We start from the raw sequence: 22866 nt of genomic DNA on the forward strand, positions 1-22866 counted from the left end.
GATAGAGAAAATTCACATCGGCAGATTATTTGTAAATTACCAGATTTTTTTATCTATTCAGAATTTATTTTGGATATCTTTAGGATTTAGGGCATGGGGCATTGGGGAATGGCACGCTTGTTAAGCTGAAACCTCGTCAGGGCAGGGTGTGGGAGGTGTGGGAGGTGTGGGAGGTGTGGGATGGTAGAGAACAAATCTTTCCCCCCAAACTCCCCCCTCCCTTGTCTCCCTTGTCTTCCTTGTCTCCCCTGCCCCCTGCCCCCTGCTCCCTGCATTAATTGCTGTTACCAGGTGCTTGTGTTGATGGTGCATTGGGAACTAGCGGCGAAATATCCTGTCCTGTAGGTGGTTGAATGGGTGTTGTGGGTAAATTGGGGATGGTTTGTGGTAAAGGTACGGTGTCTGGGGCGACAGGGAAATTAGGATTTATCGGGAAAGTAGGGGAATTGGGGCTGGGAGTAGAGGAAGTGGGTATAATTCCCAAAGAAACGCGATCGCCTCCTACTTGTCGTAATAAATCTAAGGTTTCAATCACATCATTGTAAGTAGCTGTGCGCGAAGCATTCAGAATTAAGACACCATTGGGGTTAGCTTGTAAAAAATCCCTCAACTTTTGCTGTAATTCTGATTTTTGTACTAGTTGTTGTTCTATATAAACATTACCGATAGCATCGATTGTCACAATTTGACTACCACCAGGTGAATTAATCCCAGCCGACGTAGTGGTACTAGCTTTAGGTAAATCCACATTTATCGCCTGTTGCCTAGTAAATTGCAAAGCTGCCAACAAGAAAAATGTCAAAATGCAAAAAATGACATCAATTAAAGGAATAATTTGAACTTGAGCTTCTTCTATTTGAGTATGTAAATTAACTTTCATAATTCAATAACTACTGACTAGTAAGCAGGGGGCTAATTAATTCAAAATTCAAAATTCAAAATACCCTTCGGGAAGGCTTACGCCTACAAAATTCAAAATTCAAAATTAGAGAACCTGGGCAGGGAGCAGGGGGCAAGGGAGACAAGGAAGCAGAGGAGATTTTACCCCAATGCCCAATGCCCAATGCCCAATACCCAATGCCCAATACCCCATACCCAATACCTTTATTTCAACTTTGATTTGGTGGTTCTGGTGGCTGGGAAAATCGGCTTTTTGGCTTGCCGGAGGAAGTAAAACTCTCTTGTGAAGTTTCTGAACCCAGTGCTGAGGTGCTGCTCAAATGAGGTGGGAACTGACGGTAGAGTAATTCCAATTCATTGCCAGCTTTGCGAAAAACCTTCACTTGATTGACTACAAAACTTTGAAATAATCTGTAGAATACTAAAGTAACGATCGCCACAAGTAGACCTGTTGCTGTACTAATTAAGGATTGGCCAATACCTCTGGTTGCTGTTGCACCTCCCCCTGTGGCAATATCGCCAATGTTAATCGATTTCAAAGAATCAATTAAACCTAGAACTGTACCCAATAATCCTAATAATGGTGCAAGGGCAATCACAGCTTCTAACAGCTTTTCACCCCGGCGCATCCCTGCTAATTCATCTTCGGCGTTAGCTTCTAGTGCTAGCCGAAAGGTTTCTGTATCACTTTTTTGTAAGTTTAAGGGTGCATAAAGAAAACGGCCAATGGGTTGATCTGTTGCTCTCTGAGCAATATCTGCCGCCAGTTCCCAATTATCTTGAGCGGCATCTAGTACCCGCTCAACGATTTCCTTTTCTTGGGTTAAAATTCGTAACCAAAACCAAAGCCTCTCAAAAATCACACTTAAAGACAGAATAGACAGAGCCAGTAAAGGCCACATGGCTGGCCCGCCTTCTTGAAATAAATTTACAATATCCACTGTTTAAATTTCCTCCCTCCATTGCTGAAGCAACTATCCCAAAGCATTTTAATTCTAAAGATTAATGCACAATTAACATAGTGTTGTACAGAATCAGTGGGTGAGTATTTCCCAAAATCATGATTAGCATATTCCCAACCAACTGGGACGGTTATTCCCACCGGGAATATATAGCATAATTTGTCAAAATTGAAGTTAACTGGAGGGTTAAACCATGAACTTCTCAATCCAATCTCTGTATAATTGGTATCGCGGATTGCTACGTAACCCAAAATACCGTTTGTGGGTGATTTTAGGCACGATCGCCTATATTCTCAGCCCATTTGATATTGCACCAGATTTTTTACCAGTTTTGGGTCAAGTGGATGATGTTTTACTGTTGACTATACTAGTTACTGAAGTATCTGGACTAGTGGTTGACGGTTGGAAAGCACGCAAAACTGAAACTAACACCTCAAAAGATTCTACCGCAACTGACAACACTGTTGATGTTGATGCTGTGTCTGTGAAGTAAATTTCAATAACCAACTAAATTTAACCTCTACTTTGGGTATGCGATGCACTAAGTACCACCGTTAGCGATCGCATTTGTAATTCTCACAGTAGGGGATATTTTTTTTATATGATGATTCAACAAGTTAAATTTTTTTCAAATGAAAAATTTGATTAACTGCAAGTTGCATCAGCATGGACAGAGGTGGTTATGGATGTTAGCTTAATTGTTTCCAACATCCTCAATCCGCCAGTGTTATTTTTCTTTCTGGGGATGACGGCTGTTTTTGTCAAGTCGGATTTAGAAATTCCCGCACCGGTACCCAAGCTGTTTTCGCTGTATTTGCTGTTGGCGATTGGTTTTAAAGGGGGAGTCGAACTAATCAAAAGCGGTATCACTCAAGATGTAGTGTTAACCCTAGCAGCAGCCATGTTAATGGCCTGTTTTGTGCCAATTTACTCCTTTTTTATTCTCAAGCTGAAGCTGGATACTTACGATGCAGCTGCGATCGCAGCTACCTATGGCTCTATAAGTGCTGTAACTTTTATTACCGCCAGTGCTTTTTTAAGTGAGCTAGGTATTAATTATGATGGCTACATGGTTGCAGCCTTAGCTTTGATGGAATCCCCAGCCATTATTGTGGGGTTGATTCTTGTGAATATCTTCACCGTTGATGGTAAGCGGGAAGTTTCCTGGAAGGAAGTTTTACAAGAAGCATTTCTTAATAGTTCCGTGTTTCTGTTGGTGGGTAGTCTTCTAATTGGTGTCTTGACTGGAGAGCATGGTTGGCAAGTCTTAGAGCCATTCACTCAAGGTTTATTTTATGGTGTTCTCACCTTCTTTTTGCTCGACATGGGACTAATTGCAGCCAAAAGAATTAAAGACTTGCAAAAAACCGGACTTTTTTTAATATCATTTGCCATACTAATGCCAATACTCAATGCCTGCATTGGGTTGCTAATTGCCAAAACCATCGGGATGTCTCAAGGTGACGCACTCTTGTTTGCTGTGTTATGTGCCAGTGCCTCTTATATTGCTGTTCCAGCTGCAATGCGGATGACTGTCCCAGAAGCGAACCCTAGCCTGTACGTTTCTACCGCTCTGGCAGTAACATTCCCCTTCAATATTATTGTGGGGATTCCGTTATATCTCTACGGAATCAACCTATTATGGAGGTAATAATATGCACCTAGTAAAAAAAATAGAAATTATTGCCAACTCCTTTGAGCTAGGCAAAATTTTAGAAAGTTTAGATAAATCAGGTGTACACGGTCACATAGTTATCCGTAATGTTGCCGGGAAAGGATTACGAGGTAATACAGAAGATTTAGACATGACCATGCTAGATAATGTCTACATCATGGCCTTTTGTATGCCAGAGCAAATCAAGCCTGCCATTGAAAATATCAGACCCCTACTCAACAAATTTGGCGGTACTTGTTACGTCTCCGATGTGATGGAAATTCGCTCTGTCAAATGCGTGGCATCGTTATAAGAGGGCATAGGGCATGGGGCATAGGGCATTGGGGTAAAATCTCCTGTGCTTCCTTGTCTACCTTGTCTCCCTTGTCTACCTTGTCCCTCTTGTCCCCCTTGTCTACCTTGTCTACCTTGTCTACCTTGTCTCCCCTGCCCCCTGCCCCCTGCCCCGCCCCCTACAAATTAACACCATGAAACATTTTATAGAACGCCGTGACTTTTTAAAATTAGGGATCACGGGAACATTAGGAATGATGGTAACTGCTGGTGATTTAGCGTGGCGAGTCAAACAAGCTCAAGCCGCCACTCCAGCAGCCTCACCATCTTTGAGTGGTGATGCAGCTTTGCAAAAGCTACTAGCAGGAAATGAACGGTTTGTAGAACATAAACCCCAATACCCTGACCAGTATCAGGGGCGGTTGCAGGAATTAGCCTCAGCACAACATCCATTTGCCACTATCTTGAGTTGTGCTGATTCACGAGTACCACCAGAGATTGTTTTTGATCAAGGTATTGGTGATATTTTTGATGTGCGGGTGGCTGGCAATATTTCCACACCTGAAACTCTCGGCAGTATTGAATATGCGGTAGCTTTATTAGGCACACCATTACTGATGGTACTGGGTCATGAGCGATGTGGTGCAGTTACCGCCGCCGTACACAATGAATCAGTGCCGGGTGATATTAGTAGCTTTATCAAAGCCATCAAACCAGCAGTGGCAAGAGTCAGGAAAAAGCCTGGTGATCCTGTAGAAAATGCTGTAGTGGCAAATGTGCAGTATCAAATAGAACGCCTGAAGCGATCAAAAGTTTTAACTGCACAAATCAAATCAGGCAAATTAAAAATTGTCGGAGGTCGTTACGATTTAGATACAGGCAGTGTGACTATTATTGCTTGATTGGGCATTGGGCATGGGGCATATCAATTCAAAATTCAAAATACCCTTCGGGAACGCCAAGGGCGAACAAAATTCAAAATTAAAGAATTTTGGGCATTGGGCATCGGGCATTGGGGAATGGCACGCTTGTTAAGCTGAAACCTCCTCAGGGCAGGGTGTGGGAGGTGTGGGATGGTAGAGAACAAATCTTTCCCCCCACACTCCCCTCTCTCCCCGCACTCCCCCCTCCCTTGTCTCCCTTGTCTCCCTTGTCTCCCTTGTCTCCCTTGTCTACCTTGTCTCCCCTGCCCCCTGCCCCCTGCCCCCTGCCCCCTGCTCCCTAACTATTCAAAGCCTTAATAAACCGTTGCAAACTCTTAAACACACTGGGTTTTTTCCCTGGTGTAGCTGTGTTATCTGGGGATGTTTGCGGTTGTCCTTTGGCGAGGATTAAATCTATTTCATCACCTGATGGTTTGTTGGGTAATTCGGCAATTTTTGACCATGTACCGCTATTTTCTACCCAAATTTCCCATAATCCAGGGTAGCAACGAAAGACGGCGGTTTCATCATCAACGGGGCGCAGGTAATAACAAGATTCAATGGTGCTGATGAAACGTTTACGGGTTTGTCTGGCGGCGTAACCAATGCCTACAACCCCGGAATCCTCTAAACGGGGGTTTAACATTACATAGGGGCGATCGCCTATTATTTCACAAATTTTTTCCAGTTGCGGCACTTCTACAGATGTAGGGGCGATAAATAAGAAAATCTCGTCCTCTGGCTCAATTTTCGACTGGATAGAAGCAGCCCTACCTGTACCAATATCCAAAATTTTATAGGACGTATCTGCCCAATCACGCCTAGCTAAAGCTGCCGCACCAGCATCAGCAAAAAAGATTTTCAAGCGAGATTCATATTCTGTAAACAAAGGTAAAAATTGTTCTGCCACAGGCATAAACTTGAGTTCTGGAAACAGTAACTCGATTTGAATGCGGCTATAACCGTCTGCTAAAGCGGCTTTGGTGGCTTCTCGCGCCTGGGCGATCGCATCTTCTAAACTATTTGGTAATTCCGGCATAATCTGTATATGGCTATTTCGTATGTACTACTATTGTTTCAGGATTAGCTCTAATTTTCATCCCTCAGTTTTGGAGAGAAATATAGCAATCCACCTCTTGAAAACGCTAATTCTATTATGAAGGCAATGGGGTATGGCCTCATACCACAAAAAATCATACAGTCAGAGGGAGACTGAATACTGAATCTCCCATTACACATTTTTATCTGTTATGAAAGATACTAATTTATCAATTCCTGAGCAGCACTATACAGTTGATATTGAACCAGAAGGGCGTTTAACTTTACCCAAGGAGATACAAGAAAAACTGAATTTAAAATCAGGCGATCGCCTGATTTTAACACTGCAAAATAATGATAAACTTCAATTAGTTAGCCTCGAAAAACAAGTGAAAAAATTACGAGGATTATTAAAAGATAAGTCACCTGAAATAAATTTAGTAAATGAACTTATTCAAGAACGGAGAAACGAAGCTTTAAATGAGTAAGTTTGTTTTAGACGCTTCTGCATTTTTGGCTTATATTAGGGATGAGCAAGGTGCAGATATTGTTGAAAACGCACTCGTAAACGGGTGTTACGTTAGTATTATTAATTGGGCAGAGATACTATCAAAAATTGTCGATTTAGGAGAAAATTGTGAAGAATTTATGCAACAATTGAGAGATGAAGGACTATTAGAAAATAGTCTCGAAATTATTTCTTGTGATGAAGAAGATGCCATGATCATAGCTCAATTGCGACCTATAACTAAAAGTGCAGGCTTATCATTAGGCGATCGCGCCTGTTTGGCTTTAGGTAAACGCTTAAATTTACCTGTATTAACAGCCGATAAAATATGGAGTAACTTATCAATTGGAGTTGCTATTACCGTAATTCGTTAATGAAACTAAAAATTAATTAACTATTGATGCTTGACTAATTCTAAAGGTGTCAACCTCTGCAAAACTTGCTTTAATACCATCGCTGTCCAATCAATATCTGCTGCTGTGGTATCTCGTCCCAAGGTGAGGCGGATTCCCCCAAATGCGGCGTTTTCGGGATAACCCATAGCTAAGAGTATGGGACTGGGGCTAAGTTTACCACTGTGACAGGCACTCCCCGCACTAATGCCAATACCAGCTAAATTCAGTTGGCGGACTATGGTTTTACCACTGAGTTTTTCACCATCGGCGGATTCTAGACAGAAACTAACGTGGTGGGGTAAGCGGTGTTCTAAATCACCAGTGGGAATTAAACCGGGGACATCGGCTAACAAAGAAAATAGGCGATCGCGTAATCTAATTAAACGTGGTGTTTCTGTGGCTAGTTCTGTAGCGGCAAGTTCGGCGGCGACTCCAAACCCTGCAATAGCCGGTAATGCTTGTGTCCCTGAGCGTAAACCCCTCTCCTGTCCACCACCACCGAGTAAAGGTATCAATTCTACACCAGGACGGATATATAAAGCCCCTGCACCTTGCGCGCCATATAATTTATGACTAGACAAACTCAGCAAATCTACCGATAGTTGTTGTACATCTATAGCTAAACGTCCGGCGGCTTGTACTGCATCGGTATGAAATAAAGCTCCGTGTCTTTGAGTGATTTCGCTTAATTCTGCAATAGGTTGGACTGTACCAATTTCACTTTGTCCGTAAATTACCGATACTAAAACTGTATTATGTCGCAATGCAGCTTGTAAGTCTTGGGGGTTGACTCTACCTTTACTGTCTACTCCCAAGCGGGTGATTTCCCAACCCCACTTTTCTAGTAAATTGGCTGGTTCAGTAATAGCTGAGTGTTCCACACTGGAAATAATCATGTGTTGTGGAACTGGGGAGAGTCTAGCCACACCCATCATTGCCAGATTATTAGCTTCTGTACCCCCAGAAGTAAACACAATAGCATCGGCATGAGGGGCATTAATTAAACCAGCTACTTGCACCCTAGCTTGTTCTAAAATCATAGCTGCCCGTTGTCCCCACTCATGGAGGCTAGAAGGATTCCCCCATTGTTGGGTGAGTACAGCTTGCATTGTGGCGATCGCTTCTGGGCGAGGGGGGGTAGTAGCACTGTAATCTAGATATATTTGCATATCATTAATGGTGGAAACAAGGGGCTATCTATATTTTCAAGAGATAGGGGTAAATTGCCGAAATCTTAAAAAATTGCTTGATTACGAGTTACTGGAGCGATTTTTATGAGATAGGTAATTTTGGGAATCATAGATATATTCACTCCCAATCCACTTTTAGCAGATTACCGTGCAGATTTTACCTACTCTCAGGAAATTTTGGGTCTTATTTTTGTTAATGGCGATCGCAGCTTGTCAAAAAGTCCAGTCTCAGAATACCCGTCTGCCTCCTCTCCCACAAGACCCATTTATCAAAGTTTACTTTAATCAGTCTCAATCTGCTGAATATCGAGAGCCTTACCGTCAACAAACTCGATTAGGAGATAACTTAGAACAGCAGATTATTGATACAATTTCCCAGGCTAAATCTACCATAGATGTGGCAGTACAAGAATTACGTTTACCAGGAATTGCCCAGGCTTTAAGAGATAAACACAAAGCTGGAGTTAAAGTCCGGGTGATTTTAGAAAATAACTATAGCCGTCCCTGGAGTAGTTTTACAACTGATGAAATCAACAAATTACCTCTCAGAGAAAAAGACCGCTATCTAGAATATTTTAAATTTGTAGACAAAAATCAAGATAATCAACTCAGTCAGGAAGAAATTAACCAAAGAGATGCCTTGAGTATTTTACACAATGCCAAAATACCTTGGATAGATGATCAAGCAGATGGTTCAGCAGGTAGTAACTTGATGCACCATAAATTTGTGATTGTCGATAACCGCTTTGTAATTATTACTTCAGCTAATTTTACATTGAGTGATATTCATGGCGATTTTACTAATCCCCAAACTTTAGGAAATTCTAATAACTTCTTACACATTGATAGCCCAGAATTAGCCATTTTATTTACAGAAGAATTTAACTTCATGTGGGGTGATGGAGTCGGAGGTAAACCAGATAGTAAATTTGGTTTAAATAAACCTGTGCGTTCTCCCAAAACTATTACATTAGGAGATACCATCATTACTGTACATTTCTCCCCCACTTCACCTACCCAACCTTGGAATAATAGCAGTAATGGCTTAATAGGTAGCACTTTAAATTCATCTACTAAATCAGTTGATATGGCGTTGTTTGTATTTTCTGAACAGCGTCTTGCTAACATTTTAGAAACCCGTCATCAAGAAAATGTATCCATTCGGGCTTTAATTGACAAACAATTTGCCTATCGACCTTATAGCGAAGCCTTAGATATGATGGGGGTAGCTTTAAGTGATAAATGTAAATATGAATTAGATAATAAACCTTGGCAAAATCCAATTACTAGTGTTGGTGTACCGACATTAACCAAAGGGGATTTATTACACCACAAATTTGCCGTAATCGATGCAGAAAAAGTAATTACAGGTTCTCATAACTGGTCAGATGCAGCTAATAATGCTAACGATGAGACGTTAGTAGTTATTAAAAATTCTACAATTGCGGCTCATTATGTCCGGGAATTTGCACGGCTTTACACTAAAGCTAAAATTGGTGTACCAGAAAATATTCAACGGAAAATTCAAGCACAATTAAAACAATGTCCGCAAATTTTAAATCCCACCTCTAATGGTGCTGCAATCACTAAAGTAGTAAATGTTAATACAGCCAGTCGGGAACAATTAGCAACTTTACCAGGAGTGGGAGATAAATTAGCAGAAAGAATTATTATTTTTCGTCAACAACATAAATTTACATCATTACAAGATTTAGAAAAAGTTCCTGGTATCAGCGAGAGAATGATAGACAATTGGCAAGGCTATATTGAATTTTAAGTTTATAGTCAGGATTTTAGAAGCTATTTATAAAATAAATATGATAGTTGCGTAATACTGTTTATTGATGAAAATGCAGTTTATTCTATACTGTAGAGACGTTGCATGCAACGTCTCTACATCATTTATTTGCCCCAACTTCATAGAGAATTAGTATAAATTCTAAAGAATATTTTCTCATCTATGCTTGGAGAAAGAGGAAACTACAGTGGCAAAATATTTAGGATCAACCCAACTTAGATAAATCGGAGTGGGTTTATGACTTACGAAACGAAAGATCAATTGCCACAAGAAATTAGAGAACAATTACCAGAACACGCCCAACAAATTTTTGTCGCCGCATTTAATGCAGCCCAAAGAGATGGGTTGAGTGAAGATGGTGCTTGTAATGTGGCCTGGAATAGTGTAAGAAATGAATACGAACAAGGTAGCGATCGCCAATGGCACAGAAAACCAGAAGACCCAGCAATACACCACAAAGCAGTAACCTCCGGTGGTAATTAGGGCTATTTTGTATGTAGGGCAGTATGTAGGAGTATGTAGTATGTAGGGTGTGTGACGCTGTGAAAATATTTGAACGTAGCAATGAGACTGATAGCGTCACGCACCAAGCATTAATTCTGATACTTAGGTAAAATTAGGAGTTAGCCCTGATTTTACAAATTATACAATGATTAAACTCGACCAGTTTCTAAAATTTGTGGGTGTAGCCCCAACTGGAGGTCAAGCGAAACTAATGATTAATGATGGTCATGTCCAAGTCAATGGTACAGTTGAAACTCGACGGGGACGAAAATTAGGGTCAACAGACCAAGTAACAGTAAGTGGAAAAACTTACCAGGTAGGAGAAATCATCCAAGAATGACTTTGACAAGGGACTTTCAGAGAATAAATTAAGCAATTTATTTCCATAATTTTCTCCTTTTTCCCCCTCCCCCCTATCTTACAAGTGTAGGTTTTTTGGCAAGCAGTGAGTAATGACTCTCAGACTAACGAAAGAATCATCGTTTTACTAACCCCTATACCCCTACACCCTTACACCCCTACACCCCAAAACCAAGGTTTTTGGTACACAGCGTAAAAAACCTACACCTGCCACCCCCCTTCCCCCCTTGGCTAATTCATGGTCACAGACAGCAATAAATCATTACACTGAGAATTAGTTGCCTGACTAGGATGGATATCCTGTAGAAACCATGACTCAACAGACTATGCGAATTGTTATCCTTGGCGGAGGCTTTGGTGGTCTATACACAGCTTTGCGTTTAAGTCAATTACCTTGGGAATCTGCACAAAAACCAGAAATTGTACTCATAGACCAAAGCGATCGCTTCCTATTCTCCCCCTTATTGTATGAATTACTCACCGGAGAACTACAAAGTTGGGAAATTGCCCCTCCTTTTGTAGAACTTTTACAAGGCACAGGTATACGTTTTTGTCAAGCCATTGTCTCTGGAATTGACATCGACCAGCAACAAGTTAACCTACAAGATGGCCCCACTATTTCCTACGACCGCTTAGTATTAGCCCTAGGTGGAGAAACCCCCCTAGATTTCGTTCCCGGTGCAACTTCCTACGCCTACCCCTTCCGCACCATTAATGATGTCTACCGCCTAGAAGAACGCCTACGGATTTTAGAAGCATCTGAAGCTGAGAAAATTCGCGTCGCTATTGTTGGTGGTGGTTATAGTGGAGTGGAATTAGCTTGTAAATTAGCAGATAGGCTAGGAAACAGAGGACGCTTCCGTTTAATTGAAATTAGCGACCAAATTTTAAGAACTTCCCCAGAATTTAACCGCGAAGCTGCCAAAAAAGCTTTAGAGGCGCGAAGTATATTTCTGGATTTAGAAACCAAGGTCGAATCTCTCACCCAAGATACCATCTCCCTAGAATACAAAAATCAATTAGATACCATCCCCGTAGATTTAGTTATTTGGACTGTAGGTACAAGGGTTGCACCTGTAATCAAAACTCTACCTTTAAAACAAAACCAGCGTGGTCAAATTACAACTAACACCACATTACAAGTTCTTGACCATCCAGAAATTTTTGCTTTGGGAGACTTAGCCGACTGTCTCGACGTAGAAGGTAAACAAATTCCTGCCACCGCCCAAGCCGCTTTTCAACAAGCCGACTATACAGCTTGGAATATCTGGGCTTCTTTAACACATCGTCCCTTGTTACCGTTCCGCTATCAACAGTTTGGCGAAATGATGGCACTCGGCAAAGATAACGCCACCTTAACCGGTTTAGGAATTAAGTTAGATGGTTCTTTAGCCTATATTGCCCGTCGTCTAGCTTATTTATATAGAATGCCGACCTTTGACCATCAATTGAAAGTTGGTTTTAATTGGTTAGTCCGTCCTATTATAGAAACACTTTCGTCAGTGGCGGATAATTAAAGTTGCTGACTGTTGACTGTTGACTGTTGACTGTTAACTGTTGCGTCAGCAGTGACTATTTACCCTAACCAAATTAAAATTTATTCTCAGTCAATTTAATGGAAAGACCCAAAGTTATTTTTTTAGATGCTGTGGGTACACTATTCGGTGTTAAAGGCAGCGTCGGTAAAATTTATAGTCAGTTAGCCCTAGAGTTTGGTGTGGAAACTTCACCAGAAGCTTTAGACCAAGCATTTACCCAATGCTTTAAAGCTGCGCCACCACCCATATTTCCTGATGCGGAATTGGAAGATATTCCCCAAAAAGAATTTGAGTGGTGGCGAACTATTGCTGTCAACACCTTTGAAAGTGCAGGTGTCATCAATCAATTTTCTGACTTCTCTAATTTTTTTGGAGAACTGTACATTCACTTCGGCACTGCCGAACCTTGGTTTATTTATCCTGATGTTTTACAATCTCTGAGTAATTGGCAACATTTAGGAATTGAATTAGGTGTGTTGTCTAACTTCGATTCCCGCATTTATTCAGTGTTGCAAGCTTTAGATTTGAGTCATTTTTTCAAGTCGGTGACAATTTCTACTCAAGTTGGTGCAGCCAAACCCAGCACCAAAATTTTTGCTGCCGCCTTAGAAAAGCATGATTGTTCCCCTAACTCAGCATGGCATATCGGTGACAGTATTGTAGAAGACTATCAAGGTGCGAAAGCATCTGGACTTAGAGGTATTTGGATTAATCGGGAAAAGGGTTAAAAGTTAACAATTAACAGTTAACAGTCAACAGTCAACAAATTAATGCTGATTAAACTTGTGGCAGATTGTTTAATTTTTATTTAAATATCTGATTAATCAGGATTTTTAGAAAAATTTAATCCAGGTGCAACCAGATATGGTATATATAGAAATTACGGTAATCCTAGCAAGTAGCCGTAGTTAAACTGGCAGAGGGGTAGCATTTGTGGGCATAGTAGTTGAAAATGTATCCAAGCAGTTCGGTAGTTTTAAAGCTGTTGATCAAGTCAACTTAGAGATTAAAAGTGGCTCATTAGTGGCTTTATTAGGTCCATCGGGTTCTGGTAAATCTACCCTACTCCGCTTAATTGCTGGTTTAGAAATGCCAGATAGCGGCAAAATAATTCTCACAGGTAAGGATGCTACCCATCAAAGTGTGCAAGAACGCAATATTGGATTTGTGTTTCAGCACTATGCCTTATTTAAACATTTGACAGTCCGGCAAAATATTGCTTTTGGGTTAGAAATTCGCAAAACTGCCCCGAAAAAAGTCAAAGGTCGAGTTGAACAGTTGCTAGAATTAGTGCAATTAAGTGGATTAGGCGATCGCTATCCTTCACAGTTATCTGGTGGACAAAGACAGCGTGTAGCTTTAGCCAGAGCCTTAGCGGTAGAACCTAGTGTACTACTTTTAGATGAACCCTTTGGAGCGTTGGATGCGAAAGTTCGTAAAGATTTACGCGCCTGGTTACGTCGCCTCCATGATGAAGTTCATGTAACTACAGTTTTTGTTACCCACGACCAAGAAGAAGCAATGGAAGTCTCCGATGAAGTTGTGGTAATGAATCAAGGACGTGTGGAACAAGTCGGCACACCAGCAGAAATTTACGATAATCCTGCCACTGCCTTTGTCATGAGTTTTATCGGCCCGGTGAATGTCTTACCCAGCACATCGAAAATTTTCCAAAGCACAGGGTTTGATTCCCCACACCCAGAAGTATTTTTACGACCCCAAGATGTAGTGATAGAAAGACAAGCCAACGGTACAACTGCACCTGCAACAGTCAGCCGTTTAATTCACTTGGGTTGGGAAATTCAGGTAGAGTTGACCTTAGATGATGGTCAAGTTGTGAATGCTCACTTGACACGCGATCGCTTTAACGAATTACAGTTAGAAGCACAACAGAAAGTATATGTCAAACCCAAGGATGCTAAATCCTTCCCCCTATACTATTCCATCTAGTTCGCAAAAAAGCAGGGTGTGGGGGTGTAGGGGTGTGGGGGTGTAGGGGTGTGGGGGTGTAGGGGTGTGGGGGTGTAGGGGTGGGGAGAGAAGGGAGACAAGGGAGACAAGGAAGCACAAAAGATTTTATCTCCATTCCCCATTCCCCATTCCCCATTCCCCATTCCCCATTCCCAAAAACTCCACCCACAAGCGGGCGGAGTTTTTCATATTGATTTAAATAACCATATCGGTTTTTAGGTATATACTTAAATACATTTTTTAACATTTATCAATACTTCATATTGTTTCAGCCTGTAATTTTAAAGGTAAGAAAAATTTCTAGTGTGCGATTTTTAAAGTTGTCTATGCTACCCTTAGATCCCGATTAGGTAATGGTAGAATTACTGCACACTAGCTAAAAAACAGGTTGAATTAGTCAGCCAAAGACCGTGATTACACAGGTAATTGGTTAAACAAGCTCTTAAACTGTTCAAACAACCGCAAGAGTGATTAGTATTTTCGGCAGCAACCAAAAAATATTAGTGGTGTAAAGCACTCAATGTATCATCAAAGAAAAGTTTCTTTGTAAATATTCGTAACCAAAGAAACATTTAAATAATATTACATAGTTCAGGAGAGGTAAGAAACACTGTTATAACTAGCAAGCAAATATAAAAAGTATTAAGTATAACCAACTTCACGTTGTTGTTATCAGAAAACCATCCCCTAACGGGACTTAGCAAAAACTAATCACGCAATTTTTCGGAGAACACATCAAAAAAAGTTATAACTATGACTCAATAGTTGTAATAAATACACAGAAAAACACCCAATTAATTATCATCAACTCCTAAACTATTTTATGAAGTCATGCAACACTGACTGACAGATTTTGCTGTTATTCAATAGTTGAATTTTCATAAAAATTTTTAATAAATATTTCGATTTTTCTTGATTGCATAACAACATCCCAGAGGCTACCAAAATGAATCCAATTATTCGTCTCCAGACATTAATTACCTTAACTACCATTGCTTGTATAGCGATATTGAATGGCAAGCAATTACCAGTTAATGCTCAAGAAGTCCCAACCACTCCTCAAGCAACAACTAGCCAAAAGATTTGCTCTTTAGATCCTGTAGATAACTTATTACCTGCTCTACCGACTCAAAAAACTAATTCTTTGTTTTCCTACCTAGCAGAAGAAGGCTTTTCACGGAGCGAAGATGGTTCTTGGGTTTGTTATGTGAATGATCCCAACAAAGAAGGACGATACTACACATTGTTTAAAGTCCAAGAGCAGAACGGAAAACTAATTGGTAGCTCTTTCTTAGATGATGGCAATTTCATAGTTGGTCAAGACGAACGCAGTTTAGACTTCTTTATGACTTTGATTGAGCGTCACACTCAGGCTACTCAAGACAATCAACCAAGTATCCGCAGATATTTAGAAGCCTTTATCACTCTAGTTAAAGATGGGAAAATTAAACCCTCTCGTCGTGGTTTTCTCTTTGATGAACCAAACCGCGCATTAATTATGTATCACCCACTAACAGCAGGAAAACTGAAAGGAACAGGAATCACTATCAACATCCAATTACCTAAAAACCTTAGTTCTCAATCACAGCAAAACTGAGTAGCTACCTCACACACAGAGCTTTTCTACCCTCATTAAAATTCATTTATTCTTACCAAGCATTCCAATATTCTGTGTCATCTACCGGAGAAGGGTCTTGTTCAAATTAACTCTGAAAAATATCTCACTTGTCATCTCCTCTTTAGCTACAGTGCTGATGATTAGCCAGACAGCCAATGCACAGCAAAAAGGACTAAATGTCGGGACATCGCGTATTCCACCAGGACAAGAACAACAGTTATTGCAATTTCAGCTACAAAATGATAAAGCTGGCTTGCGTCGGATGCGAATCATCCCTGAATGTGCCGTGGGATTTGGTTTGAGCTGTAATAAAACTGCGGCAGTAGTAAAGACAGTTATTGAATCTAATGGTGGGCCTACTTATCAACAGATGCTCATCAGAGCAGCCGGTGGAGATGATAACTACCGTAGGTTTGCAAATTTTTATAACAACAATCCTAATCTTCCTCTAGTCCCTCTTAGTTCCTTTTGGAGAGACTCATCTCCTTCAGTGCTGGATAGCCATCAATATACATTGGGAGGTCTTGCAGGTCGTCGCCCTGTTAGTGGTCTAGGGGATGTAACTAGAAATTTTGTTTGGAGTCCACAACAAGGAGAGAGTTTACGCAGTGGACTGCTCAATTTTAAATATGCTTTTGGACGGGTGTTCTTAGAAGAAGCAGCAAAAATCCCTGACCTACGGCAAAAGATTATTGATTTGCAACTAGACCAAAAGATGACAGATTATTATCTGAGTAATCTGTCTAGGGGATTAACGGCTTTACAGACAGGCAATGAAGCCGCACTCAAACAAAGTATTTTGGTAATCATGTCTAGCCCCTATGCCGGAAATGCACAAAATGATGGTTGGGCTAACAGAATAGAAGTTCCAGTGCCAGAGATGCAACCAGGAGAAGCAGCAACAACTCCTCCTGATATGTTTGCGGATTCACCAATACAAGCACTTCCCATTGAGGACGTAATAGTAGAAGCCAGTGGCAACGAGGTCTTTTCAGTTGTTCCACAGGGTGGTCGTGGTTTTCCTGCATGGACTTTAGCTTTACCTTTATTAGTTGGACTATTGTTATTAATAGGTGGTGGAAATGATTCATCAAGTGCATCTGTTGCTGAGTCTGTTCCTGAAATTACGGGTACGCCAATACCAACACCAGACCTTCCTAATAATCAATGTCCTCCAGGAACAATTCCCGTGAGTGGTGGAAATGTTGGTGAAATTAGATGTGATTCTAATTTTCAAGAACCCCCGCCAGATACTAAGACAGTAGCAGAACCTTCTGCGTTGAAAGCGATTATTTTGGTAACATTGATATTTTGCTTAGTTAATTACAAAAAAAGGCGTAAACATCGGTTAAGCTAATTCGTAATACTCGCAAAGCGATAAGCAAGCTACGTAATTCGTAATTCCGCTACGCGCAAGCAAGGTACGCAACGATGCTCTCCCTGCTAGGATCTAAGTGTAGCTATGCCACTAAATTTTTAATAAAAATCTCTCAGTCGTAAACTGAGAGATGAAACGTTTTTATTACTTTTCACACGAAATTTATCCCACTTCCATAGCATACCTATACTTTTGGAAATATGTATGCCAAAATGCCTATTGATAAGAGGCAGGGAGCATTGGGCATTGGGCATTGGGCATTGGGCATTGGGGTAAATATTTCTCCCTTGTCTCCCCTGTCTCCCTTGTCTCCCTTGTCTCCCCTGTCTCCCTTGTCTCCCTTGTCTCCCCAATGACGTGGCTATTTTCACCAAAAGACTTAACTTTATTGCCAGATGAGGTTCATGTTTGGCGATTTTATCTTGATAGAACCGAATTAGAGCTAGAGTATTTAACTGCAACTCTATCTAGTGATGAACTGACTCGCGCTAACAGATTTTATTTTCCAGAGCATCGGCAACGTTTTATTGCAGGTCGGGGCATTCTTAGGCGGATATTAGGCGGCTATTTGGGAATTGCGGCGGAACGAGTCAAGTTTGATTATGAACCCCGTGGGAAACCAGTGTTAGCAGAAGATTTACAGCACCGTGGCTTATTGTTTAACTTGTCGCATTCCCAAAATTTAGCTTTGTGTGCGGTGAATTATAATCGTCAAATTGGGGTAGATTTAGAGTCTGTACGCCCAATGTCAGATGTTGAGGCTTTGGCGCAAAGGTTTTTTTTATCACGAGAGTATGATTTAATGCGATCGCTCCCTGAAGATCAAAAACAAAAAACCTTCTTTCGCTACTGGACTTGTAAAGAAGCGTATTTAAAAGCAACCGGTGATGGCATATCTCAATTAGAACAAATTGAAATAGCACTAACACCCACAGAACCAGCTAGGTTAGTTAAATTACCTACTTGGAGTCTAGTAGAGTTAGTGCCTGATAATAACTATGTTGCTGCTCTTGCCGTGGCGGGTTGTGGCTGGCAGTTAAAGTGTTGGCAGTATTAACCATCTAAGCCGCATTCCCGAATCAGCTCACTATAATTTTTAGTAACGACCACAATCGGCCGCATATTTGAGATTAGCTTGATTTCCGGCTATGAATTGGTTGAAATTGACTATACCTAACAACTGATAAAGTTTATCAACCACAGTCGGAAATATTTGTCCCATAGCTGGCATTAATTTTGTCACACCTTCCATAATCGGATGTTGATTGACAATAATTTCTGCTGGGTTGCCTTTAATGGCACGAGCATCAACAGTCATACCAGTATGAGAAACATATCCCGGACAAACCGCCGAAATATGAACACCATTACCTGCTAATTTTTGACGGACGGCATCAGTCCACATAATCAAACTTGCTTTACTAGCAGAGTAAATACTATTAAAAGCAATACCCTTTTTACCAGCCAGTGAAGCAATCTTAACAATGCGGCCACTACCTCGTTCCATCATGTTGGGGAGTAATAAACGAGTTAATTCCATAGTAGCCAAGAGGTTAGTGTTGAAAACAGAATGAATTTCCGCGAGAGAATAATTGGCGATCGCACTAATAATTTTTATGCCAGCATTATTGACTAAAATATCAACGAGGCTGACAGTTGAGTGAACCTGTGGAGTGAGAGATGATAACTCCCTTACCTTAGTGAGATCAAAAGGCATGGCGTTAGCTCTACCACCTGCTGCATTGACTGCATCACAAGTCTGCTCTAATTCTGAACGGGAACGCGAAACACAAACCACAGAGGCTTGCTCTTGAGCGAAAGCACGAGCGATATGCACACCTAGACCGCGTGAGGCAACGGTCAACAGCACTGTCTTACCTGTGAGAGTTGTCATTGTAACCTGCTATTACCTGTATTCTGATCGGCAGGATTCACGCATTATCAATTTGGTAAATTCTGTGTAGCCTCATTCAGACTACAGACAGACCAAACCTTCAAACTCACCCATCCGCAACTAAATGCGATAAAGACAGCTACATTCTCAGACTTGTAGATTGCACCTTTTGGTAGAAAATTGGCTTATAACAGTGTTAATCGCCTTCCGTTGCAGAACAGGCATAAAGTCAAGGATTTGTTCAATGAGGTTCAACTTTACATCAACTTCATTTATAGCACTTATTTTGTGAAGCTAGTGTTAATAGCAAACTTATTTAAAGGGACTGGGGAATGAGGAATGGAAATCCTCATAAGAAAAACCCAGCTTCTTAACAAAACTGGGTCATGGACGCATAAAACTTAATTTTTTGTAACCTCTTTGCGTACCTTTGCGTTTACCTTTGCGCCACTCTGCGTTTAAATCTTCCTAACCCAGAGTCAAAAAACCACTCTGAAGTAAATACGCAATGTAGGTCATAAACAACTTAGAATCAATTGGCGGACAAGTAACACCACTACCAGCCAAAGCCTTAACAGTTGCTTCACAACTAATGTGAGGTCTTCTAGCTTTCAGGTACAAATCAGGAATAGTTAATTGCTCATCAGACCAACGCTCTAACAAGAAAGGCCGCAAAGTGTACAGAGGATTATCAGTAGAAGTAGCACTTTCAATTAACTTCTCCTGCCATTCTTCATAGGGGAGAATGTTAATGTCATAACCGAAAGAGCGTACCCAATCAACTAAAACATCCAATCCTACTGGTTCGGGATGTTGTAAGTGGAAAGCTTCACCGATCGCATCTTTTTGCATAGATAGATGTACGATCGCTTTACTAACATAATCTACAGGGGACATATCCAGCATATATTCCACTTCGGGGAAATATCCCATTTGTAGACAACCCTTCACCATCAAATTGATAAAGTCGTGGGTGTTACCGATACCTGTCTCACTGTCAGCAGCGATGAGGGGGGGTCTATGAATGGTAACAGGTAAACCGCGATCGCTCGCAATCTTCACTAGTTTTTCTGCTACCCACTTAGTTTGGGAGTAACCCAAATAAATCCCTTCCCAGTGGCTAAAATCATCATCTTCCTTCACAACCTTACCAGCATAGAAAGGAGCTTCAAACACCGCCACACTAGAAACATAATGCACAGGCTTAACTTTCACCTGACAAGCCAAGCGCAAAACTTCTTGAGTTCCTACAACGTTAGCAGCCTTCAATGCTGAATAAGGGAAGACATAATTTAACAACGCACCACTATGATAAATAGTGTCAATTTCTGCTGCTAAAGTTTGGAACTGAGTAGAACTTAAACCCAACAAAGGTTCAGATAAATCACCAATGACAGGAATAACTCTGGACTTGCTCCCATCCTCACAAATACCATAGCGTTCTAAATTCTTTTGCAGCTTACTATCACCTTCATCCAAATTAGCTGCACGCACCAAACAATAAATATCAGCCTTGGTTTGTTTGAGCAATTCCCGAATAATAAAAGCACCTAAAAAGCCAGTTGCACCAGTTAAGAAAACCTTCTTAGGTTGAGTGATAGGTAAAGCAACAGGAATAGCACCACCAGGATGAATAGTAGGATCAAGAACAGCTTCAGCCTGCAAATCTAAAACAGGGGTATCAGAGAGGCTAGAACTATTTGTTGAACGAGTAACACCTGTATCTTGTACCTCTATACCTTCTGCCAATTCTTCAGCTAAACGCTCGGATAAAGATTCAATTGTAGGATAGTGCCACAACAACAAAGGTGATGGTTGAAACCCCAATAATTTTTCTAATTGACTCACCATAGTCATAGCTTGAGCAGAATCCAAACCATAACTTTCTAAATTCACACTGGGGTCAATTTCATCAGCTTCTACCCCTAAAATTTCAGCCAGATGAGAAACCATCCAAGCTTGAATTTCTGCTGCACTATAAGATTGTTTTACAGTCATCTCAAAATCTCCAATAATTTTCTACGCGTCCCTTACATCCGACTTTTTACGGGATCTGGAAAACCCCTCTCCAAACCTCTCCCCTACAAGGAGAGAGGCTTTAGCTTTTCCCCCTTCCCTAGTAGGGAAGGGGGCTAGGGGGTTAGGTTAAGCGTCATAACCTAAAAAGTTAGCCCTTAAACCCCTACACCCCTACACCCCTATACCCCTACACCCCTATTTATTAAGAACGAACTGGTCGATATTGCATATAGAAATCAGGGATTTGCATTCCTTGCAATTTCAAACTTTGAATGCGATATAAAAATGCTGCTCCTGTCATTATGTGATCAGCTACATCAACAACATGGCGATTATTTGCTTCCTCTAAATAAGAACCCCGCACCCAGTCATTAAAACTTCCCATTGCTGGGCCGCACCAAATTTGATAATCAACTTCTCTACCTTTTTCAGCCGCAGTAGACCAACGAGAAGATAATCCTAAATACCATCTAAAAATTAAAGCCATTTTCAGTTTAGGATTATTAACTGCCTTGCCTAACTTTTCAGGACTTTTTTGTGATAAATAAGCCGCAGTTCCTTCCCAAACTTCAGCAATAGTTTTGCGGAAAACTTGTTTTTCTAATTTATCCCTTTCTGCCAAAGGAATTTCTTCAATTGAGTTATAAGTGCGGTACAATTCATACAATTTTTGGGCGCGCATGGGGAACATTGTCCCCCGTTTGAGAACTTGTACTTTCACACCCATTTCAAACATATCGCCGGCAGGGGCCATAGTCACATCAGCCATTTCTGCTTGTGCTAATAGTTTTTTAGTATGCTCACAAGCACCAGATTCTACACAAGCTTGATTGACTGAACCAGTAACTACATAAGCAGCACCCATCATAAAAGCTGCTAACGCTGATTCTGGGGTAGCAATTCCACCGGCTGCACCAATTCTAATTGGCTGGGGATAATGATATTGAGCTTGAATTTCATCCCTTAAAGCAATTAGTGAAGGCAGCAAACAAACCAACGGTCGATTGTCAGTATGTCCGCCAGAATCAGCTTCTACAGTAATATCATCAGCCATTGGGACTTTCGCCGCCAATTTAGCTTGCAACTCAGTAATTAACCCTTGTTCCAGCAATTCTTTTAAAATTCTGGGTGGTGCTGGCTGCATAAATTTACTCGCTACTTCCCGGCGAGAAATTTTGGCAATGACTTTATTTTTAATTTCAATTTGATTGGCATCATTTAAACTTAGTCCCGCAACACGGTAATAAACAATGTTGGGAGTTAAATCTAAAAATGCTGACGCTTCCACAATTCTCACGCCATATTTTAAATATAAATCCACAGCCCGGCGTTCTACTGCCATATCATTGGGACTGTGAATTAAATTAAATGCGTAAGGACTATGAGGTAAAGCTTGTTGAATTTTATGAATCGCTGCTTCTATTCTGTCAGGAGTTAAACCACCTGCACCAAAGGAACTCAAAATTTTATCTCTACCTAATGCAATGACCATTTCCTCGGAAGCAATACCCCCAGCCATTGCACCACTCATGTAAGCATATTTTACCCCATAAGTAGAAAGAAAACTAGGGTCGCCTAATTGTTGATTGGTGATGGGTGCAATTGATGTTAATAGCTCTAATTGACTTAATACGCCATGTTCCGATGGTGCTAAATAACCATCATTAGTTACACCGACTTTACCCGCAGCTTTGACAATGTAACAAGGTTTATCTAAAGCTAGTAATTTTGTTTTGATATCTGTTTTTTCAAAAGCTACACAATCTAAAGAACCTTTCCAGATGAGATTGTGATTGTAGGTATGGGTAGCAAATCCCAGACCATTATCATGTTTATTTATAGGTGTATCCACAGTGGTCACAGTCGTTCCCTCGCACGATTTGCAATGAATCAAAATCTGGTTTGTAGTAAGGACTTTAGTC

General features: G+C 40.9%; 26 protein-coding genes. 15 read left to right on the forward strand and 11 right to left on the reverse strand.

Features of this window, described 5'->3' with window-relative positions:
- Positions 1-86 precede the first annotated feature (86 nt).
- The 3 genes from ACPZ3T_RS05300 to ACPZ3T_RS05310 all read right to left on the reverse strand — a co-directional run bounded on the left by ACPZ3T_RS05300 (position 87) and on the right by ACPZ3T_RS05310 (position 1841).
- Complete coding sequence (locus ACPZ3T_RS05300; protein ID WP_490274082.1) at positions 87-275, reverse strand: hypothetical protein; 189 nt, start codon at positions 273-275, stop codon at positions 87-89.
- Entirely contained in the window at positions 275-880 is a 606-nt protein-coding gene (locus tag ACPZ3T_RS05305; protein ID WP_490274084.1) for an ExbD/TolR family protein, read from the reverse strand. Before ACPZ3T_RS05305 ends, ACPZ3T_RS05300 begins: the two co-directional genes overlap by 1 nt.
- A gap of 229 nt (positions 881-1109) precedes the next feature.
- Positions 1110-1841 carry a MotA/TolQ/ExbB proton channel family protein gene (locus ACPZ3T_RS05310; RefSeq protein WP_490274086.1) on the reverse strand — a complete coding sequence of 244 codons (732 nt, stop codon included), beginning with the start codon at positions 1839-1841 and terminating at the stop codon, positions 1110-1112.
- Between the two features lie 214 nt (positions 1842-2055).
- Here ACPZ3T_RS05310 and ACPZ3T_RS05315 point away from each other — a divergent pair, with 214 nt between their 5' ends.
- The 4 genes from ACPZ3T_RS05315 to ACPZ3T_RS05330 all read left to right on the forward strand — a co-directional run bounded on the left by ACPZ3T_RS05315 (position 2056) and on the right by ACPZ3T_RS05330 (position 4712).
- Positions 2056-2355 carry a YkvA family protein gene (locus ACPZ3T_RS05315; protein WP_490274088.1) on the forward strand — a complete coding sequence of 100 codons (300 nt, stop codon included), beginning with the start codon at positions 2056-2058 and terminating at the stop codon, positions 2353-2355.
- Positions 2356-2544: 189 nt separating this feature from the next.
- Positions 2545-3513, forward strand: coding sequence for a sodium-dependent bicarbonate transport family permease (locus ACPZ3T_RS05320; RefSeq protein ID WP_490274090.1), 969 nt, complete (start codon positions 2545-2547; stop codon positions 3511-3513).
- Between the two features lie 4 nt (positions 3514-3517).
- Complete coding sequence (locus tag ACPZ3T_RS05325) at positions 3518-3829, forward strand: P-II family nitrogen regulator (protein ID WP_490274092.1); 312 nt, start codon at positions 3518-3520, stop codon at positions 3827-3829.
- Between the two features lie 175 nt (positions 3830-4004).
- Entirely contained in the window at positions 4005-4712 is a 708-nt protein-coding gene (locus ACPZ3T_RS05330; RefSeq protein WP_490274094.1) for a carbonic anhydrase, read from the forward strand.
- A gap of 35 nt (positions 4713-4747) precedes the next feature.
- On the opposite strand, the gene ACPZ3T_RS05335 is transcribed toward ACPZ3T_RS05330, so the two are convergent.
- Together ACPZ3T_RS05335 and ACPZ3T_RS05340 are read right to left on the reverse strand one after the other, a co-directional pair.
- On the reverse strand, positions 4748-4897 hold the full coding sequence (locus tag ACPZ3T_RS05335) for a hypothetical protein (RefSeq protein ID WP_490274096.1): 150 nt from the start codon (positions 4895-4897) through the stop codon (positions 4748-4750).
- 134 nt (positions 4898-5031) lie between these two features.
- Positions 5032-5772, reverse strand: a complete 741-nt coding sequence (locus tag ACPZ3T_RS05340; protein WP_490274097.1) for a DUF1995 family protein — start codon at positions 5770-5772, stop codon at positions 5032-5034.
- 211 nt (positions 5773-5983) lie between these two features.
- Between ACPZ3T_RS05340 and ACPZ3T_RS05345 the strand changes: the two genes are divergently transcribed.
- Both ACPZ3T_RS05345 and ACPZ3T_RS05350 read left to right on the forward strand, forming a co-directional pair.
- On the forward strand, positions 5984-6259 hold the full coding sequence (locus ACPZ3T_RS05345) for an AbrB/MazE/SpoVT family DNA-binding domain-containing protein (RefSeq protein WP_490274099.1): 276 nt from the start codon (positions 5984-5986) through the stop codon (positions 6257-6259).
- Positions 6252-6653 (forward strand): type II toxin-antitoxin system VapC family toxin, encoded by a 402-nt coding sequence (locus ACPZ3T_RS05350; protein WP_490274101.1) that lies wholly within the window; start codon positions 6252-6254, stop codon positions 6651-6653. Before ACPZ3T_RS05345 ends, ACPZ3T_RS05350 begins: the two co-directional genes overlap by 8 nt.
- A gap of 20 nt (positions 6654-6673) precedes the next feature.
- Here ACPZ3T_RS05350 and ACPZ3T_RS05355 read toward each other — a convergent pair whose 3' ends face one another.
- Positions 6674-7843 carry a cysteine desulfurase family protein gene (locus ACPZ3T_RS05355; protein ID WP_490274103.1) on the reverse strand — a complete coding sequence of 390 codons (1170 nt, stop codon included), beginning with the start codon at positions 7841-7843 and terminating at the stop codon, positions 6674-6676.
- Positions 7844-8012: 169 nt separating this feature from the next.
- Here ACPZ3T_RS05355 and ACPZ3T_RS05360 point away from each other — a divergent pair, with 169 nt between their 5' ends.
- The 6 genes from ACPZ3T_RS05360 (at position 8013) to ACPZ3T_RS05385 (ending at position 14014) form a co-directional block, all read left to right on the forward strand.
- Positions 8013-9641: a phospholipase D-like domain-containing protein gene (locus ACPZ3T_RS05360; RefSeq protein ID WP_490274105.1), complete on the forward strand. Its 1629-nt coding sequence runs from the start codon at positions 8013-8015 to the stop codon at positions 9639-9641.
- Positions 9642-9899: 258 nt separating this feature from the next.
- Complete coding sequence (locus ACPZ3T_RS05365; protein WP_490274107.1) at positions 9900-10145, forward strand: ChaB family protein; 246 nt, start codon at positions 9900-9902, stop codon at positions 10143-10145.
- A gap of 166 nt (positions 10146-10311) precedes the next feature.
- Positions 10312-10506 carry an RNA-binding S4 domain-containing protein gene (locus tag ACPZ3T_RS05370; RefSeq protein ID WP_490274109.1) on the forward strand — a complete coding sequence of 65 codons (195 nt, stop codon included), beginning with the start codon at positions 10312-10314 and terminating at the stop codon, positions 10504-10506.
- A 331-nt stretch (positions 10507-10837) separates the two neighbouring features.
- Positions 10838-12043, forward strand: coding sequence for an NAD(P)/FAD-dependent oxidoreductase (locus ACPZ3T_RS05375; protein WP_490274111.1), 1206 nt, complete (start codon positions 10838-10840; stop codon positions 12041-12043).
- Between the two features lie 98 nt (positions 12044-12141).
- Positions 12142-12792, forward strand: a complete 651-nt coding sequence (locus ACPZ3T_RS05380; protein WP_490274113.1) for an HAD-IA family hydrolase — start codon at positions 12142-12144, stop codon at positions 12790-12792.
- Between the two features lie 205 nt (positions 12793-12997).
- On the forward strand, positions 12998-14014 hold the full coding sequence (locus ACPZ3T_RS05385) for a sulfate/molybdate ABC transporter ATP-binding protein (RefSeq protein WP_490274114.1): 1017 nt from the start codon (positions 12998-13000) through the stop codon (positions 14012-14014).
- On the opposite strand, the gene ACPZ3T_RS05390 is transcribed toward ACPZ3T_RS05385, so the two are convergent.
- On the reverse strand, positions 14011-14178 hold the full coding sequence (locus ACPZ3T_RS05390) for a hypothetical protein (RefSeq protein ID WP_490274116.1): 168 nt from the start codon (positions 14176-14178) through the stop codon (positions 14011-14013). The genes ACPZ3T_RS05385 and ACPZ3T_RS05390 overlap by 4 nt on opposite strands.
- Before the next feature lie 803 nt (positions 14179-14981).
- Between ACPZ3T_RS05390 and ACPZ3T_RS05395 the strand changes: the two genes are divergently transcribed.
- Together ACPZ3T_RS05395 and ACPZ3T_RS05400 are read left to right on the forward strand one after the other, a co-directional pair.
- Complete coding sequence (locus ACPZ3T_RS05395) at positions 14982-15632, forward strand: hypothetical protein (RefSeq protein ID WP_490274118.1); 651 nt, start codon at positions 14982-14984, stop codon at positions 15630-15632.
- 97 nt (positions 15633-15729) lie between these two features.
- Positions 15730-17010: a hypothetical protein gene (locus tag ACPZ3T_RS05400; protein ID WP_490274120.1), complete on the forward strand. Its 1281-nt coding sequence runs from the start codon at positions 15730-15732 to the stop codon at positions 17008-17010.
- Between the two features lie 119 nt (positions 17011-17129).
- Here the strand turns inward: ACPZ3T_RS05400 and ACPZ3T_RS05405 are convergent, their stop codons facing one another.
- Positions 17130-17402, reverse strand: a complete 273-nt coding sequence (locus tag ACPZ3T_RS05405) for a hypothetical protein (protein ID WP_490274122.1) — start codon at positions 17400-17402, stop codon at positions 17130-17132.
- Between ACPZ3T_RS05405 and hetI the strand changes: the two genes are divergently transcribed.
- Positions 17384-18088, forward strand: a complete 705-nt coding sequence (gene hetI, locus ACPZ3T_RS05410; protein ID WP_490274123.1) for a 4'-phosphopantetheinyl transferase HetI — start codon at positions 17384-17386, stop codon at positions 18086-18088. The two genes, ACPZ3T_RS05405 and hetI, sit on opposite strands and share 19 nt — an antisense overlap.
- Before the next feature lie 39 nt (positions 18089-18127).
- Here hetI and ACPZ3T_RS05415 read toward each other — a convergent pair whose 3' ends face one another.
- The 3 genes from ACPZ3T_RS05415 to ACPZ3T_RS05425 form a co-directional block, all read right to left on the reverse strand.
- On the reverse strand, positions 18128-18925 hold the full coding sequence (locus tag ACPZ3T_RS05415) for an SDR family NAD(P)-dependent oxidoreductase (protein ID WP_490274125.1): 798 nt from the start codon (positions 18923-18925) through the stop codon (positions 18128-18130).
- 468 nt (positions 18926-19393) lie between these two features.
- Entirely contained in the window at positions 19394-20923 is a 1530-nt protein-coding gene (locus ACPZ3T_RS05420; protein ID WP_490274127.1) for a thioester reductase domain-containing protein, read from the reverse strand.
- A 223-nt stretch (positions 20924-21146) separates the two neighbouring features.
- Entirely contained in the window at positions 21147-22805 is a 1659-nt protein-coding gene (locus ACPZ3T_RS05425) for a PfaD family polyunsaturated fatty acid/polyketide biosynthesis protein (RefSeq protein WP_490274129.1), read from the reverse strand.
- Positions 22806-22866: the final 61 nt, after the last annotated feature.

Source organism: Aliinostoc maniaoense, from assembly GCF_058172895.1.